14 protein-coding genes are annotated in these 15,288 nt (G+C 73.4%); 7 read left to right on the top strand and 7 right to left on the bottom strand.

All coding sequences use genetic code 11. The annotated features are described in order from the left end of the window. Positions 1-12: 12 nt before the first annotated feature. Positions 13-1,941 (bottom strand): 1-deoxy-D-xylulose-5-phosphate synthase, encoded by a 1,929-nt coding sequence (gene dxs, locus N912_RS51685; RefSeq protein WP_037064334.1) that lies wholly within the window; start codon positions 1,939-1,941, stop codon positions 13-15. 129 nt (positions 1,942-2,070) lie between these two features. Between dxs and N912_RS0113615 the strand changes: the two genes are divergently transcribed. The 4 genes from N912_RS0113615 to N912_RS65150 all read left to right on the top strand — a co-directional run bounded on the left by N912_RS0113615 (position 2,071) and on the right by N912_RS65150 (position 6,120). Beyond that, the gene (locus N912_RS0113615; protein ID WP_028922865.1) at positions 2,071-2,832 is read left to right on the top strand and encodes an SDR family NAD(P)-dependent oxidoreductase; all 762 of its coding nucleotides are present in this window, start codon (positions 2,071-2,073) and stop codon (positions 2,830-2,832) included. A gap of 14 nt (positions 2,833-2,846) precedes the next feature. Further along, a complete protein-coding gene (locus tag N912_RS0113610) occupies positions 2,847-3,860 on the top strand; it encodes a prenyltransferase (RefSeq protein WP_028922864.1) in 1,014 nt (337 codons plus the stop codon). A 43-nt stretch (positions 3,861-3,903) separates the two neighbouring features. Beyond that, positions 3,904-4,953 (top strand): Gfo/Idh/MocA family protein, encoded by a 1,050-nt coding sequence (locus N912_RS0113605; RefSeq protein ID WP_051580290.1) that lies wholly within the window; start codon positions 3,904-3,906, stop codon positions 4,951-4,953. Between the two features lie 387 nt (positions 4,954-5,340). Then, on the top strand, positions 5,341-6,120 hold the full coding sequence (locus tag N912_RS65150; RefSeq protein WP_211261229.1) for a hypothetical protein: 780 nt from the start codon (positions 5,341-5,343) through the stop codon (positions 6,118-6,120). A 31-nt stretch (positions 6,121-6,151) separates the two neighbouring features. Here the strand turns inward: N912_RS65150 and N912_RS0113595 are convergent, their stop codons facing one another. Together N912_RS0113595 and N912_RS51680 are read right to left on the bottom strand one after the other, a co-directional pair. Beyond that, positions 6,152-7,348, bottom strand: coding sequence for a class I SAM-dependent RNA methyltransferase (locus tag N912_RS0113595; protein WP_037064332.1), 1,197 nt, complete (start codon positions 7,346-7,348; stop codon positions 6,152-6,154). Continuing rightward, entirely contained in the window at positions 7,345-9,423 is a 2,079-nt protein-coding gene (locus tag N912_RS51680; protein WP_051580137.1) for an APC family permease, read from the bottom strand. Before N912_RS51680 ends, N912_RS0113595 begins: the two co-directional genes overlap by 4 nt. 99 nt (positions 9,424-9,522) lie before the next feature. Between N912_RS51680 and N912_RS0113585 the strand changes: the two genes are divergently transcribed. Together N912_RS0113585 and N912_RS0113580 are read left to right on the top strand one after the other, a co-directional pair. Then, the gene (locus N912_RS0113585) at positions 9,523-10,185 is read left to right on the top strand and encodes a potassium channel family protein (protein ID WP_028922860.1); all 663 of its coding nucleotides are present in this window, start codon (positions 9,523-9,525) and stop codon (positions 10,183-10,185) included. A gap of 5 nt (positions 10,186-10,190) precedes the next feature. After that, complete coding sequence (locus N912_RS0113580) at positions 10,191-10,847, top strand: potassium channel family protein (RefSeq protein ID WP_028922859.1); 657 nt, start codon at positions 10,191-10,193, stop codon at positions 10,845-10,847. A 6-nt stretch (positions 10,848-10,853) separates the two neighbouring features. Here the strand turns inward: N912_RS0113580 and N912_RS51675 are convergent, their stop codons facing one another. Together N912_RS51675 and N912_RS0113570 are read right to left on the bottom strand one after the other, a co-directional pair. Next, positions 10,854-11,567, bottom strand: a complete 714-nt coding sequence (locus N912_RS51675; RefSeq protein WP_245645270.1) for a DUF3159 domain-containing protein — start codon at positions 11,565-11,567, stop codon at positions 10,854-10,856. Continuing rightward, positions 11,564-11,947: an OB-fold nucleic acid binding domain-containing protein gene (locus N912_RS0113570; protein WP_028922858.1), complete on the bottom strand. Its 384-nt coding sequence runs from the start codon at positions 11,945-11,947 to the stop codon at positions 11,564-11,566. The genes N912_RS51675 and N912_RS0113570 overlap by 4 nt, the downstream gene beginning before the upstream one ends. Positions 11,948-12,051: 104 nt before the next feature. Between N912_RS0113570 and N912_RS0113565 the strand changes: the two genes are divergently transcribed. Next, the gene (locus N912_RS0113565; RefSeq protein WP_342670852.1) at positions 12,052-12,780 is read left to right on the top strand and encodes an alpha/beta hydrolase; all 729 of its coding nucleotides are present in this window, start codon (positions 12,052-12,054) and stop codon (positions 12,778-12,780) included. Between the two features lie 9 nt (positions 12,781-12,789). Here the strand turns inward: N912_RS0113565 and N912_RS63495 are convergent, their stop codons facing one another. Beyond that, positions 12,790-14,736, bottom strand: a complete 1,947-nt coding sequence (locus tag N912_RS63495) for a DUF3710 domain-containing protein (protein WP_051580136.1) — start codon at positions 14,734-14,736, stop codon at positions 12,790-12,792. Further along, on the bottom strand, positions 14,737-15,264 hold the full coding sequence (dut, locus tag N912_RS51665) for a dUTP diphosphatase (RefSeq protein ID WP_037064330.1): 528 nt from the start codon (positions 15,262-15,264) through the stop codon (positions 14,737-14,739). Positions 15,265-15,288: the final 24 nt, after the last annotated feature.

Here is a 15,288-nt window from a genome sequence, read left to right as displayed (position 1 = left end):
TGAGCGCGCGGCCTACTTCTCGCCGGGCCGGCTCGCGGACGGCGCGTCCGGCGTGGGCTCCGGGGCCGGGAGGGCGGACGCCCACTCGGTGACCCGGCGGGACACGTCCTGGGCGGTCAGGCCCACGGACGCGAGCACATCGCCCCGGCTGCCGTGGTCCAGGAACCGCTGCGGCAGCGCCAGGTCGCGCAGCGGCACGTCCACCTCGGCGGCGCGCAGCGCGGCGGCCACCGCCGAGCCGATCCCGCCGTGCCCGCCGCCGTCCTCCACGGTCACCACCAGCCGGTGCTCGCGGGCCAGGCCGACCACCGCGTCCGGCACCGGCAGCACCCACCTCGGGTCCACCACCGTCACCCCGATGCCCTGGTCGGCGAGCCGGTCGGCGGCGGACAGCCCGAGCTCGGCGAACGCCCCCACACAGACCAGCAGCACGTCCGCGCGCTCCGGGTCCGACGACCGCAGCACGTCCACCCCGTCCACCCGGCGCACCGCCGGGATCTCCGGGATCACCGCGCCCTTCGGGTAGCGCAGCACGGTCGGCCCGTCCTCGATCGCGACCGCCTCCCGCAGCTCCTGGCGCAGGCTCACCGCGTCGCGGGGTGCGGCCACCCGGATGCCGGGCACCACGCCGAGGATGGACAGGTCCCACATGCCGTTGTGGCTGGGGCCGTCGTTGCCGGTCACGCCGGAGCGGTCCAGCACCAGGGTGACCGGCTGGCGGTGCAGCGCCACGTCCAGCAGGAGCTGGTCGAACGCCCGGTTCAGGAACGTGGAGTACAGCGCGACCACCGGGTGCATCCCGGCCATGGCCAGCCCGGCCGCCGAGGTCAGCGCGTGCTGCTCGGCGATGCCCACGTCGATGCAGCGGTCCGGGTAGGCCTCCGCGAACGGGGCCAGCCCGACCGGGTGCAGCATCGCGGCGGTGATCGCGACCAGGTCGTCGCGCTCGGCGCCCAGCCGGACGATCTCCTCGGCGAACACCTTCGTCCAGCCCGCCTTGGACGGACCGACCGGCGCGCCGGTGGCCGGGTCGAACGCCCCCGGGCTGTGCATCTGCTCGATCTCGTCGTTCTCCGCCAGCGGATAGCCGTAGCCCTTGCGGGTCACGGCGTGCACGATCACCGTGCCCTCGAAGTCGCGAGCCCGCCGCAGCGCCGACTCCAGTGCCCCCAGGTCGTGCCCGTCCACCGGGCCCAGGTACTTCAGCCCCAGGTCGGCGAACAGCTCCTGCGGGGCCAGCGCGTCCTTCATCCCGGCCTTGAGCGCGTGCAGCCCGCTGTACACCGTCGGGCCCACCACCGGGGTCTGCGCCAGCGCCCGCTTGCCGGCGTCCAGCACCTTCTCGTAGCCGGGCCGCAGCCGCAGCGCGGCCAGCCGGTCGGCCAGCCCGCCGATGGTCGGCGAGTACGAGCGGCCGTTGTCGTTGACAACGATCACCAGGTTGCGGTCCCGGTTGGCCGCGATGTTGTTCAGCGCCTCCCAGCACATGCCGCCGGTCAGCGCGCCGTCGCCCACCACCGCGACCACGTGCCGGCGCGCGCCGGTCAGCGCGAACGCCTTGGCCATCCCGTCGGCGTAGGACAGCGAGGTGGAGGCGTGGCTGTTCTCCACCAGGTCGTGCTCGCTCTCCGCCCGGCTCGGGTACCCGGAGATCCCGCCGGTGGCCTTCAGCCTGTCGAACCCGTCGCAGCGACCGGTAAGGATCTTGTGCACGTAGGCCTGGTGCCCGGTGTCGAAGATCAACGCGTCGTGCGGTGAGTCGAACACCCGGTGCAGGGCCATGGTGAGCTCAACGACACCGAGGTTGGGGCCGAGGTGGCCCCCGGTGCGAGACACCGTGGTCACCAGGAAGTCCCGGATCTCACCGGCGAGGGACTGCAGCTCGGAGACGCTGAGCCGCTTCAGGTCGGCTGGGCCGTTCAGGTTTCGCAGCGCAGACACCCGTGTGAGTCTACGGAGCAGTAGCGCTCCGGTTTTGACAGCATGCCGAGCCTGTTGGGCACCCGTTCCCATCAGGCAATGGATTGATTACTTGCGCTCAAGTCGACTTGAACTGGCACCGTTCGTGTCATGCCAGCACGCCGCACGGTCGCCCTCGTCACCGGCGCCAACAAGGGGATCGGCTACCAGGTCGCGGCGCAGCTCGCGAAGCGTGGCATGACCGTTCTGCTGGGCGCGCGGAACCGGGCCTGGGGCGTCAAGGCCGCCGAGACGCTGCGCGCCGCCGGCGCCGGCGACGTGCGCCCGATCGTGATGGACGTCACCGACCCGGACTCGGTCGGGGCCGCCGCGACGCACCTCGACATCCACTTCCGGCGGCTGGACGTGCTGGTCAACAACGCCGCGACGTACGACGAGGCGGCCAGGGCCGCGTGCACCGGCGACACCAGGCACCTCCCGAGCGGCGCGGACCTCGACGTCGTGCGCGCGGTGTTCGAGACCAACGTGTTCGGTGTGATCACCGTCACCAACGCGATGCTGCCGCTGCTCAGCCGCTCGTCCGCGCCGCGCATCGTGAACGTGTCCAGCGGCCTGGGCTCGCTGTCCGCGATGAGCGACCCGGACGGCCCACTGGGCAAGATCCCGCCGTCGATCGGCTACATCCCGTCCAAGACCGCCCTGAACGCGGTGACCGTGCAGTACGCCAGGGAGTACCGGGACACCGCGCTGCTGGTCAACGCCGCCGACCCCGGCCCGTGCGCCACCGAGCTGAACCCGACGGCGGTCCGGACCGCGGCGGCCGGGGCTCGCGTCGCGGTCCGGCTGGCCACCCTCGGTCCGGACGGCCCGACCGGCGGCTTCTTCAACGACGACGGACCGGTGCCCTGGTAGGTACTCTCACACGAGTGACCGACGCCACACACCGGAGCCGGCCGGCGTCCTGGGGGTACGCGCTGCGCACCACGAACCCGCCGCCGGGGCCGGTCGACGCGCTCGACCCGGTGACCCGCTGGATCGTCGTCACCCGGGCGGCGGTGCTGCCGATGACGCTGGTCGCCGGCCTGGTCGCGGCGCTGCTGGCGATCGGCGAGCCGGGCCTGGACTGGCGGTGGCTGGTGCTGGCCGTCCTCGGCATCACGCTCGCGCACCTGGCCAACAACCTGATGAACGACCTGTACGACACCGGCGCCGGCTCGGACAGCGAGGGCTATCCGCGCGCGCTCTACGCCCCGCACCCGATCCTGGCCGGGCTGGTCACCCGCCGGGCGCTGGTCACGGCCGTGGTCCTGGTGAACGCCGCCGACCTGGCCATCCTGGTGGTGCTCGCGCTGGCCAGGGGCTGGCCGGTGGTGGCGTTCGCGGTCGCCGGGTTCGTGCTCAGCGTGGCCTACACCGCTCCCCCGCTACGGCTCAAGAAGCGCGGGCTCGGCGAGCCGGACGTGCTGGTGGTGTGGGGGCCGCTGATGATGTGCGGCACGTACTACGCCGCCGTCGGGCACGTCGGCTGGCCGGTGCTGGTGGCCTCACTGCCGTACGGGCTGCTCTGCGTCGCGGTGCTCATGGGCAAGCACACCGACAAGATCTCCTACGACCGGCCGCTGGGCATCCACACGCTGCCGGTGCTGCTCGGCGAACGGCGGGCGCGGGCGGCCACGCTCGCCCTGATGGCCGGGTTCTACCCGTTGGTCGGCCTGTGCGTGCTGGTCGGCGCGATGCCGTGGCCGGCGCTGCTGGCGCTCGCCGCGCTGCCCAGGCTGGTCCGGATCTGGCCCCGGTTCCGCCGCCCGCCGCCGGAGCACCCGCCGGCGAACTTCCCGGTCTGGCCGCTCTGGTACGCCGCCCTGGCCTGGCTGCACACCCGCCAGGCCGGCGCCCTGCTGGTCCTGGGCCTGGCCGTGGAGCTGCTGGTCCCCACCTGAAACCCGGTCTACAGACCGGCCAGCAACAGGCATGCTGTCGGTCATGACTGGATCTCGCATCGGCGTCGTCGGGCTCGGGCAGGGGCGCCATCTCGCGCGGTGGGCGACGCGGACCGGGCTGGACGTGGTGGCCGGCTGCGACCTCGACCCGGCGCGGCTGGACGCGGCCGAGGAGATCCCGTCCCGCTCCCCGGACTGGCGGGACCTGCTCGGCCTCGACCTGGACGGCGTCATCCTGGCCGGCGACTTCGACACCCACGCGCCGCTGGCCGTCGAGTTCCTCGACCGCGGCGTCCACGTGCTGTCCGAGACCGCCGCGTGCACGAGCGAGCAGGAGGGGAAGCGGCTGATCGCCGCCGCCGACTCCTCCCCGGCCAGCTACTCCTTCGCGGAGAACTACGTCTGCCTGCCGCACGTGCGGCTGATCCGCGAGCTGGTGGGCCGAGGTGAGATCGGGCGGGTCGAGCTGATCGAGGCGGACTACCTGCACGGCCTCTCGCCGGAGGCGATCACCGGCCTGCTCGGCCCCGCCGACCACTGGCGCAACCGGATCTCAGCGACCGCGTACTGCACGCACACGCTGTCCCCGATCCTGGCCACCACCGGCGCCTACCCGGTCCAGGTCGCCGCGCACGCCGTGGTCGACTCGGCCCGGCCGACGGCCGTGGTCATGGTGGTGCGGCTGTCCACCGGCGCGCTCGCGGTGGCCCGCCACGGGTTCCTGCAGGGCGAGCCGGACAGCCACTGGAGCTGGCTGTCGGTGCGCGGCGACCGGGGGCTGGTGGAGAACGTCCGGGGGCGCGGGGACGACGCCTGGTCGGTCCGGGTCCGGATGGAGCCGTGGGCGGCGCCGGCCGGTCAGGTGCGCGAGGAGGTCGTCGTTCCGGAGCCGATGCCGCTGGGCGGCGAGCCCGTCGAACGCGCGGCCGAGGGGACGGTGGCCGTGCTGGCCGCGTTCCGGGACACGATCGAGCACGGCGCCGAGCCGTTGGTGCCGGTGCGGGCGGCGGTGGCGGCGTCGCTGGTCGGCGTGGTGGGGGCGGAGTCGCTGCGGCGTGGCGGCGAGCCGGTCCCGGTGCCGTCAGTGGATTAGCGACGCGTCCCGCACCGAGACCGGAGTAGCGCGCCAAGAGCGCCGGCCTGGCGCTGGGCGTGCTGGCCAAGGACGGCCGTTCCGGTGCGCGGACCTCGAATCAGGTTTGTCGGGGTGGTGCGGGACGATGTCCGGCCCGTGACACCGAGGAGGCGGCCCGTGGCCAGTAAGAAACGGAAAGGCTCCGCACAACAACGTCGAGCCCTGAAGGTCAAGACGCGACAGCGACGGCTGGCCGACGAGGAAGCACGGCGTGAACGGCATGCTCAACTGATCGTTGAGCGATCCGGAGATCCGCGGTTCGTCCAGCAGGAACGGCTGTCCGACGGCGGGAGGATCGTTCGATGAGATCCCAGGTCCCGGGCGGGCGCCGATATCAGTGCGGTGTTGGAGCAACGGCTTGATGCGTTCCGTGCGAAGTTCGGACGCGATCCAGGCCCCAAGGACCCGATTTTCTTCGATCCTCACGCAAGCGAGCCACAGCCGCTGTCTCCCGGTGCATGGACGGCCGAGCTGGACAGGTTGATCGGGGAGGGCGACGGGACAGGCGTCGACCCCGCGAAGTTGAACGCGGCGCGAGATCTCGGCTACATCGTCACCGAGGAGAACCAGCACCTCTTCTCCGCCGCTGAGGTCGAGGCCTGGGAGAGCGCGGTCGAACGGTACTGGGAGGAGAACGCCGACGACTCCGGGATCGGTGACCTGGTCGCGTTGTTGGCTGACGAACTCGAGGCCGCCGTCGAGCGAACGCTGGTCAGCACCCGGCCGGAACCGGCACGCGAGTTCGCGACCCGGGTCACGAACACCGATATCGCGGCCGCCGAAGAAGACGAGGACGCCGAAGCACTGGGCACGTCCATAGCGTTTGCGATCGTTGCCGCATGGCTGACCGGAGCGCGTGACGAGCTTTCCCGCCCAACGCTGGCGGCAGACGCAGTGGGCTGGGTCGAGTCCCATCTCGGGGCTGAAGCGGCCGATCTGGCTCGACGCGGCGCGGGAATCCTAGGAGCGCCGGAATCCGGGGACCTCACGGCTCAAGAGCTTGCCGACGAGACCGGAGATGACTTCATTCCGACGATGATATGGCTCGCCGCGGGTGTGGCCGCCGTGTGCGGGGGCGGCGACGCCGGCTGGCTCCGCCGGTACGACGTGAGCGACCCGGACTGAGTCGACGGCTCCACATGTCGGGTGCGCCGCGTCACCCGTCAGCCGCCGCGAACAACGCGACGGTCTCGAAGTGGTGGGTCATCGGGAACGCGTCGAAGGCCCGCAGCCGGTCCAGGCGGTAGCCGCGCTCGGCCAGCAGCGCCACGTCGCGGGCCAGCGCGGCCGGGTCGCAGGCGACGTAGACCAGCCGAGACGGCCGCGCGTCGGCGAGCGGGTCGAGCACCGCGCGGCCCAGGCCGCGGCGCGGCGGGTCGGCGACCACGACGTCCGGGCGGCCCTCGGCGGCCAACGAGCCGAGCACCCGCTCCACCCGACCGGTTCGCCAGCGCACCCACGGCAGGTCGGACAGCGCGTCGCGGCCGGCGTCGACGGCGGACCGGTCGGTGTCGACGACGGTGACCTCGCCCTCGGCGCCGACGGCGGTGGCGAGCACGGAGGCCAGCACGCCCACGCCGCCGTAGAGGTCCCAGGCCCGGCCGCCGGCCGGCGCGTCCGCCCAGTCCGCGACCACCGCGCACAGCGTGTCCGCCAGCGCCGGGTGCACCTGCCAGAACACCCCCGGCGGCAGCGACCACTCCCGTCCCCCGGCCCGCCTCACCACCGGCTCGCCGCGCTCGTCACCCACATGCGTCTCACCGGCGGCGTCCCGTTCCACGTCGACGGACGAACCGGGCGAGAACCGCCGCTCCAGCACCGGCGGGAGCATGCCCGGCGGGGCCAGCGGGCAGTCCGCGATCGGGATCACCTCGTGCGAGCGGTGCGCGCGCAGCCCGGCCCGGCCGTCCGACCCGACCGCGAGCCGGACCCGGTGCCGCCAGCCCAGCGCGCCGCCGGGCAGCTCCTCCACCTCGACCTCGCGGTCCACCCCGGCCAGCCGGCGCAGCTGCTCGGCCAGCACCGCCGCCTTCAGCGCCCGCTGCGCCGCCGGGTCGACGTGCTGGAAGTCACACCCGCCACAACCGCCGGCGCGGGCCCACTCGCACGGCGCCTCCACCCGGTCCGGCGACGGCCGCAGCACCGCGATCGCGTCCGCCCGGCAGAACGACCCGTGCCGGTCCTCCGTCACCACCGCGCGCACCCGCTCGCCCGGCAGCGCGTACCTGACGAACACCACCCGCCCGTCGCACCTCGCCACGCAGTGACCGCCGTGCGCGACCGCCCCGACGTCCACCTCCAGCACCCGGTCCAACCACGAGTCCGCGCGCACCGCCGCCGAAGCCCCGGTCATCGCGGCCTCGCCGACGCCCGGTCCACCGACCCGGACGTGCCCCCGGAACCCGGGCCGCCGATCACGCCGTCCCGCACGCCGGGATAGCCCCGCCGGACCGCGCCCGGCGCGCTCTCCGGACGCCGCCGCTGCTTGGCCCGCATCTTGGCCCGCTCGGACGACGCCAACTGCCAGGGCACGCTGGTCACCATCACCCCCGGTTGGAACAGCAGCCGCCCCTTGAGCCGCAGCGCGCTCTGGTTGTGCAGCAGCTGCTCCCACCAGCGCCCGACCACGTACTCCGGGATGAACACGGTGACCACGTCGCGCGGGCTGTTGCTGCGGATCCGCCGCACGTATTCCAGCACCGGCCGGGTGATCTCCCGGTACGGCGACTCGACGACCTTGAGCGGCACCGGTATCGAGCGGTCCTCCCATGCCTTGGTCAGCGCCCGGGTGTCCTTGTCGTCCACGTTCACGGTGACCGCCTCCAGCACGTCCGGGCGGGTGGCGCGGGCATAGCCGACGGCCCGGATGCTGGCCTGGTTCAGCCCGGACACCAGCACGATCGCGTGGTTGCGCGCGGGCAGCACGGGCAGCTCGTCGCCGAGCTGGATCTCGGCGGACACCGTCGAGTAGTGCCGGTGGATGGCCAGCATCAGCCCGAACGCCCCGCCCATCGCGGCCAGCGCGATCCACGCCCCGGAGCTGAACTTCGTGACCAGCACCAGGATCAGCACCGCGCCGGTCATGCTCAGCCCGAACCCGTTGATGCCCTGCGAGCGGCGCATCCGCCGCCGCGCCGCCGGGTCGGTCTCGGTGGCCAGCAGCCGGTTCCAGTGCCGCAGCATGCCCGTCTGGGACAGCGTGAACGAGACGAACACCCCGACCGTGTAGAGCGGGATCAGCTTGGTCACCTCGGCCTGGAAGGCGACGACCAGCACGATCGCGAACCCGGCCAGGAACACGATGCCGTTGGAGAACGCCAGCCGATCGCCCCGGGTGTGCAGCTGGCGGGGCAGGTACCGGTCCTGGGCCAGGATCGAGCCGAGCACCGGGAAGCCGTTGAACGCCGTGTTCGCGGCCAGCACCAGGATCAGCGCGGTGACCACCACCACGAAATAGAACCCGGGCCGGAAGGCGCCGAACACGCCGTCCGCGAGCTGGGCGACCAGGGTCTGCTGCTGGTAGCCGGGCGGCGCGCCGCGCAGCTGGCTGGCCGGGTCCTCGGCCAGCTTCGCGCCGGTCAGCTGGGCCAGCGCGATCATGCCCATGACCATCGTCACCGCGATGGTGCCGAGCAGCAGCAGCGTGGTCGCCGCGTTGCGGGACTTGGGCTTCTTGAACGCCGGCACCCCGTTGCTGATCGCCTCCACCCCGGTCAGCGCGGCGCAGCCCTGGGTGAACGAGCGCAGCACCAGGAACACCAGCGCGAACCCGGTCAGGTGGTCCCCCTCGGCGACCAGCTGCATGTTCGAGCTCTCCACCGCCACGTCCTGGCCGAAGATCAGGATCCGGGTCAGGCCCCAGATGATCATGGCCCCGATGCCGAACATGAACAGGTAGGTGGGGATCGCGAACGTGGTGCCCGACTCCCGGATGCCGCGCAGGTTCATCGCGGTGAGCAGCACGATCGCGGCCACCGCGAACGCCACCTTGTGGGTACCGACGAACGGCACCACGGCCCCGATGTTCGCCGCCGCCGAGGAGATGGAAACCGCCACCGTGAGCGTGTAGTCCACCAGCAGCGCGCTGGCCACGGTGAGCCCGGCGTAGCGCCCGAGGTTGACGGTGGCCACCTCGTAGTCCCCGCCACCCGACGGGTACGCGTGCACATTCTGCCGGTAGCTGGTGACCACCGTGAGCAGCACGATGACCACGGCCAGGCCGATCCACGGGGAGAAGGCGTATGACGAGATGCCGGCGATGGACAGGGTCAGGAAGATTTCCTCGGGCGCATAGGCAACCGAGGACAGCGCATCGGAGGCGAACACGGGCAGCGCGATCCGCTTGGGCAGCAAGGTGTCCCCGAGCTTGTCGCTGCGCTGCGGCCGCCCCACCAGGATCCGCTTGAGCGCGGTGGTTACCTTCGGCACGCCGGCAGCCTATGCGCCGCTTGCTTACGGGTGCTGGCCGGACAGGCAACGGTTAGGGTTCCGCCGAACGCCAGCGGCAATTCGAGGGAGACTGGGTCCATGCGAGTGGTGATCATGGGCTGCGGCCGGGTCGGGTCCTCGCTGGCGGCCGGCCTGGAACGGCAGGGGCACGAGGTCGCGATCATCGATCGGGACGCCAAGGCTTTCCGCAGGTTGGCGGCCGACTTCCGGGGCCAGCAGGTGTGCGGGATCGGCTTCCACCGTGACGTGCTGCGCCGGGCCGGGGTGGAGCAGGCCAGCGCGTTCGCGGCGGTCTCCAGCGGGGACAACTCGAACATCATCGCGGCCAGGGTGGCCAGGGAGACGTTCGGTATCGAACGGGTGGTTGCCCGGATCTACGACGCCCGCCGTGCCGAGGTCTACGAGCGGCTGGGCATTCCCACGGTGGCCACGGTGCCGTGGACCACCGACCGGTTCATGCGGATGCTGCTCCCGGACGGGGTGAGCAGCGCCTGGCGGGACCCGTCCGGCACCGTGGCGGTCATCCAGCTGCCGGTGCACGAGGGCTGGGCCGGGCGGCCGGTGGACGAGCTGGAGCAGGCCACCGGCGGCCGGGTGGCGTTCATCCTGCGGTTCGGCTCCGGGCTGCTGCCGATGCGGGACACGGTGATCCAGGCCGACGACACCCTCTACATGGCGGTGGTGTCCGGAACCGTCAGCGACGTCACGGCGGCCGCGACGCGCGAGCCCGAGGGGAGTTGACTCAGATGCGGGTCGCCATTGCCGGAGCCGGCGCGGTCGGGCGTTCGATCGCCACCGAGTTACTGGACAACGGGCACGAGGTGATGCTCATCGAGCGCGATCTCGCCGAGATCGAGCCGGAGAGCGTGGAGCGGGCCGAGTGGGTCAACGCGGACGCCTGCGAGCTGTCCTCGCTGGAGGAGGCCGGGCTGCAGAGCTGTGACGTGGTGATCGCGGCCACCGGGGACGACAAGGTGAACCTGGTGGTCTCGCTGCTGGCCAAGATGGAGTTCGCGGTGCGCCGCGTGGTGGCCAGGGTGAACGACCCGCGCAACGAGTGGCTGTTCGACGAGAACTGGGGCGTGGACGTCGCGGTGTCCACGCCCCGGATGCTGGCCGCCGTGGTCGAGGAGGCGGTCAGCGTGGGCGACCTGGTGCGGCTGATGACGCTGCGCCAGGGCCAGGCCAACCTGGTCGAGGTGACGCTGCCGGAGACCACCCCGCTGGCCGGCCGCCCGGTGCGCGAGCTGAAGCTGCCGGTGGACGCCGCGCTGGTGGCGGTGCTGCGCGGCGGGCGGGTGATCGTGCCGCAGCCCGACGACTCGCTGGAGGCCCTGGACGAGCTGCTGCTGGTGGCCTCCGCCGCCGTCGAGGAGGAGATCCGGGCGGCGCTGCTGGGCTAGCCCGTCTCAGGCCGGGCGCGCCTGGCCGCTCTTGCGCCGGGCGCGCTGGACGGCCCAGAACGTGCCCAGCAGCGCCAGGCCGGCCAGCGGGTAGCCCATCGCGATGCGCGCGAAGGCCAGCCATCCGGTCTGGTCGGTGTCGTAGAGCCAGTTCTGCACCGCGAACTTCGACCCGAAGACCACCGCCCAGAGCAGGGTCGCCAGCGAGTACCCGCGCAGCAGGTCCTTGTCCGCGCGCCAGCCCTGGCCGTCGCCGTTGATGCCGTGCCAGATCACCCCGGCCAGCGGCCAGCGCACCAGCACCGAGATCAGGAACCCGGCGGCGAGCACCGCGCTGTACCAGATGCCGAGCAGGAAGAAGCCCTTCGCCTGCCCGGTGCGGTAGGCGATGAACGCGCCAATCCCCACCCCGAACAGCCCGGACACCGCCGGTTGCAGCGGCTCGCCCCTGACCAGCCGCCAGACCGCGATGGCCACCGCCACCCCGACCGCCGCGATCAGCGCCGGCACCAGCGAGGTGAGCGAGAACACCACGGCGAACACCACGACGGGGACCGTGGAGTAGATCATCCCGGACACCCCGCCGAGCTGCTGCAGGATCGTCTCGCGGGGAGCTTCCTTGGTCGGCTCAGTCGGCTCAGTCGGCTCGGTCAGCTCCGTGGTGGCCTCGGGCTCGGCGGCCGTCTCGGCCTCGTTCCCGCGCGCGTGACGACCGCTCACGAGGCCTGTCGCAGCTCGTAGTAGGGGTTGTAGAGCACCTTGCGGCCGTTGCGTACCGCCACCCGACCGCGCACCTTGATCCGGCGGCCGGGCTCGATGCCGGGGATGCGCCGGCGGCCCACCCAGATCAGCGTCACGCCGTCTCCGTCCGTGCCGTCGTAGAGCTCGGCCTGCAAGGTCGCGGATGCCTCCTTCGGACTCAGTTCCACGGTCCGCAGCCTACCGACCATGGTGACCTCGTCCCCGCAGCGGCAGTCGCACGCCTTCTGCGCGCCGGACCGCTCGGCGTCTCGGGAGAGGTCGTCGGCGTCAAGGTCCTCGACGTCCGAGGTGAGCTTGCGAAGGAACCGTTTCAGGAGGCCACCGTCGGTGGATCCCATGCCCTCTCCCGGGGAATGCGAAGGGGAGCCGGCACACTCCGGCCGGCTCGCCCCCAGCGTAACCGCTGCCGCCGTTCTATAAACGTTCCGGCACGATCGTGGTCATGCCGATGTCACACGTCACCGGGGTCCGGCTCGCGGTGCTGCTTCCGGGCACCGGGTCGGACGAGGTGTTCGTCACCGCCGCGTTCGGCGGGCCGCTGCGCGCGCTCGGCATCCCGTTGCTGGCGCCCGCGCCGAGCCCCGGCGTGGGCGTGGTGGACGGCTACCTGCGGGCGCTGGACCGGGCGGCGCAGGGCGGGGACGGGCTGCTGGTCGGCGGGGTGTCACTGGGCGCTCAGGTGGCCGCGCGCTGGGCGGCGGCGTCGTCGAGCGGGCTTCGGCTGGCCGGGCTGCTGCTGGCGCTGCCGGCCTGGACCGGGCCACCGGGAGCGGCGCCGGCGGCGACCGCGGCGGCGGCCAGCGCGGCGGCGCTGCGGCGCGACGGGCTGGCGGCGACCATCGAGACCACCCGGGCGCGCACGCCGGAATGGCTGGGTACCGAGCTGGCCAGGGCGTGGCGGCGCCACGGCGACGGGTTGGCCTGCTCGCTGGAGGCGGCGGCGGCCGCCGTGGGGCCGACCGAGGCCGAGCTGGCCGGGCTGCGGGTGCCGGTCGGCCTGGCCGGGCTGCGGGACGACCCGGTGCACCCGCTGGCGGTGGCCCAGCACTGGCATGACCTGACGCCCCGGTCCGCGCTGGTCACCAGCACGCTGGCGGCGCTGGGCCGGGACCGGGCGAGCATCGGCCGCGCCTCGGTACTGGCCTGGCTGCGAGCCCGCGCGCTCGCCTGACGGGACCGGTCAGGGTTCGCGGTGGCGCCGTCGCCGCTCCACCCGGGGCAGCCGGTCCTGGGTGACCGCCACGTCCGTGGTCAGCGCCATGTGCAGGGCGTCGGTGGAGTCGAGCAGGCTCGGCTCGGCGCGCTTCCTGGGTTCGCTGGGCCTGGGCTCCTGCCCGGGGTCGTAGTGCCCGCGCTCGGGCGGGGGCGGCGCCGACGACGAGTGGCTCGGCCCGGGCGGCGGGAGCTCCGGCCGAGGCGGCTGGTGGTCCCACCGTGGATATTCGGGCGGGGGTGTGCCGTGCGAGCGGTGCTCGGGCCACGACGGGGAGTGATCGGCCCACGGCGGGGGTTCGTTTGCCCAGGGTGGGGGTTCATTGGCCCAGGGCGGGGGGTTGTCGCGCCGAGCCGGGAGATGGTCTGGCGCGGGCGGTGGGAAATCGGCGCCGGGGTATGGAAAGTCCGACATGACCGACGGGAAGTCCGAACCTGCCGAAAGATGGTCGGGCTCGCCTCGCGGAAAGTCCGCGCCCGACCGTGGGAAGTCCGGCCCGGGCGGCGGAAAGTCCGGCCTGTCGAAGGGCCGTTCCGGCCCCCGGAACGCCCGCTCCGGCCCGGGGGGCGGGAAAGGTCCGGGTCCGTGCGCCGGCCGGGGTGGCGGGTACTCCGGACCGCGGGGGCCGCGACCCGGACCGGGCGGGGGGTGTCCGAGGCCGGGCGAGACGTGTCCCGGCCGGCCAGGTGGCTGTCCCGGCCGACGCGCCGGCGAGGCCTCCGGCCAGAACGCCGGCGCGTCGCTGAGCTGCGCCCAGGCCGGCTGCTGGGCCACCTGGTCGGCGCTGACGACCGGCCTCGCGAACGTCCACGTCGCGTCGGGAGGCGGCATGGGCGTCCCGTTGGTGTCCAACGGCCCGGCCGTCGGGATGGGCGGCAGCCCCATGCGCCGTGGGCCGGGCGACGAACCGGCCGGCGGCCCGGCCTGGGGTGGCATGCCCCTGGTCGGCGAACCCGCGAACGGATCACCGGGCCGGCTCGGTGGCGGGGCGGACGGCTGCCACCTCGGAGGCGCGGACGGCGGGGGTGCCCCCAGGCGCGCGGCGGCCGGCGGCGCGGCGGGCGACCGACCCGGCGGCCCCTGAGGCGCGGGAGGCGAAGCCGGCTCGCCCGGCCACCCGATCCGCGCCGGCCGGCCCGACGCGGCCGGTTGCCCCGGCGCGGACGGGGGCGGCGCCGGGGGACGGCCCACCGGGCGCGACGGCTCCGCCTGGGCGGGCGGCCCGGGCGGCGCGGACGGCACAGACGGCGAGAGCGGCGCGGGCTCGGGGACCGAGGGCTGCCGGGACTGCTCCCTGGCCTGCTCGACGCGCTCCTCCAGGTGCTCGGGCAGCCGCAGCGGCAACACCGTCTTGACCGGCAACGGGTCGGGCCCCCTGGTCACGACCGTGCCCCTGATCATCTCCCGCAGCGCGTCGGCCAGCTCGTCGGCGCCGTCGGCGGGCCCGGTGGCCACCCCGTAGAGCATCCAGCGCGGCCCGTCCACCCCGATGAACCGGGACAGCGCCCCGTTCGACCCGGCCTGGACCTCCCGGCCCCACTCCCCCCATTCCGACCGCACCCTGGCGCCGTCCTTGGCCAGCGAGTCCGCGATCTCCTGGGACAGCCCGCGCCACAGCGGCGCCGACCGGGGCGCGGCGAGCGCGCTCAGGCTCACCCGGCCGGACGGCACCAGCACGTGCACCGCCCGCAGCAGCTCTCCGGCGCCCTGCTCGACCTGCAACTGCGCCCGGGCCGGCATCGGCACCCGCAGCGAACCGAAGTCCAGGCCACCGTCCACCGTGGAGGCGCCCGGCTCGTCCGCGTCGAACGGGCCGGTATCCGCCGATCTGCGACGGTCGCCGATCGGTCGCCTCGGTTCGACGGGTGGTAGGTCTTCGAGATCGTCAGGTTCCTGGCGGGCGCGTCCGAACACCTATCGCCCCCCGCCGTCGGCCGGTCCCTGCCCCGCGAGCCGCGCCGCTCCGTTGGACGATTCCGAGGCGACCCCCGTGGAGCCGTACCCCCCGTCCCCGCGCACCGACCCGGGCAGCTCCGACACCTCGTCGAACACCGCCCGCTCGACCCGCTGCACGATCAGCTGGGCGATCCGGTCGCCCCGGCGCAGCCGCACCGGTTCCCGAAGGTCGTGGTTGATCAGGCAGACCTTGATCTCGCCGCGATACCCCGCGTCCACCGTGCCAGGGGTGTTGACCACCGACAGCCCGGAGCGCGCGGCCAGCCCGGAGCGCGGGTGGACGAACGCGGCGAAGCCCTCGGGGAGCGCGATGGCCACCCCGGTACCTACTGTCACTCGCTCGCCGGGCGCCAGCTCGATGTCACAAACGGTGACCAGGTCGGCCCCGGCATCGCCCGGATGGGCGTAGCTCGGGATCGGCACGCCCGGATCCAACCGGGTCAGCCGCACCCGTACACCGTCCGTAACGCCGCTGCCCTCACCCACGGCGCGCGACGTTACCCTGAGCCG

The organism is Actinospineispora acaciae DSM 45401 (assembly GCF_000620785.1).
GTDB classification, from domain to species: Bacteria; Actinomycetota; Actinomycetes; order Mycobacteriales; family Pseudonocardiaceae; genus Pseudonocardia; species Pseudonocardia acaciae.
Note: the sequence above shows the minus strand (reverse complement) of the source record. Positions and strands in the feature narration are given on the sequence as shown.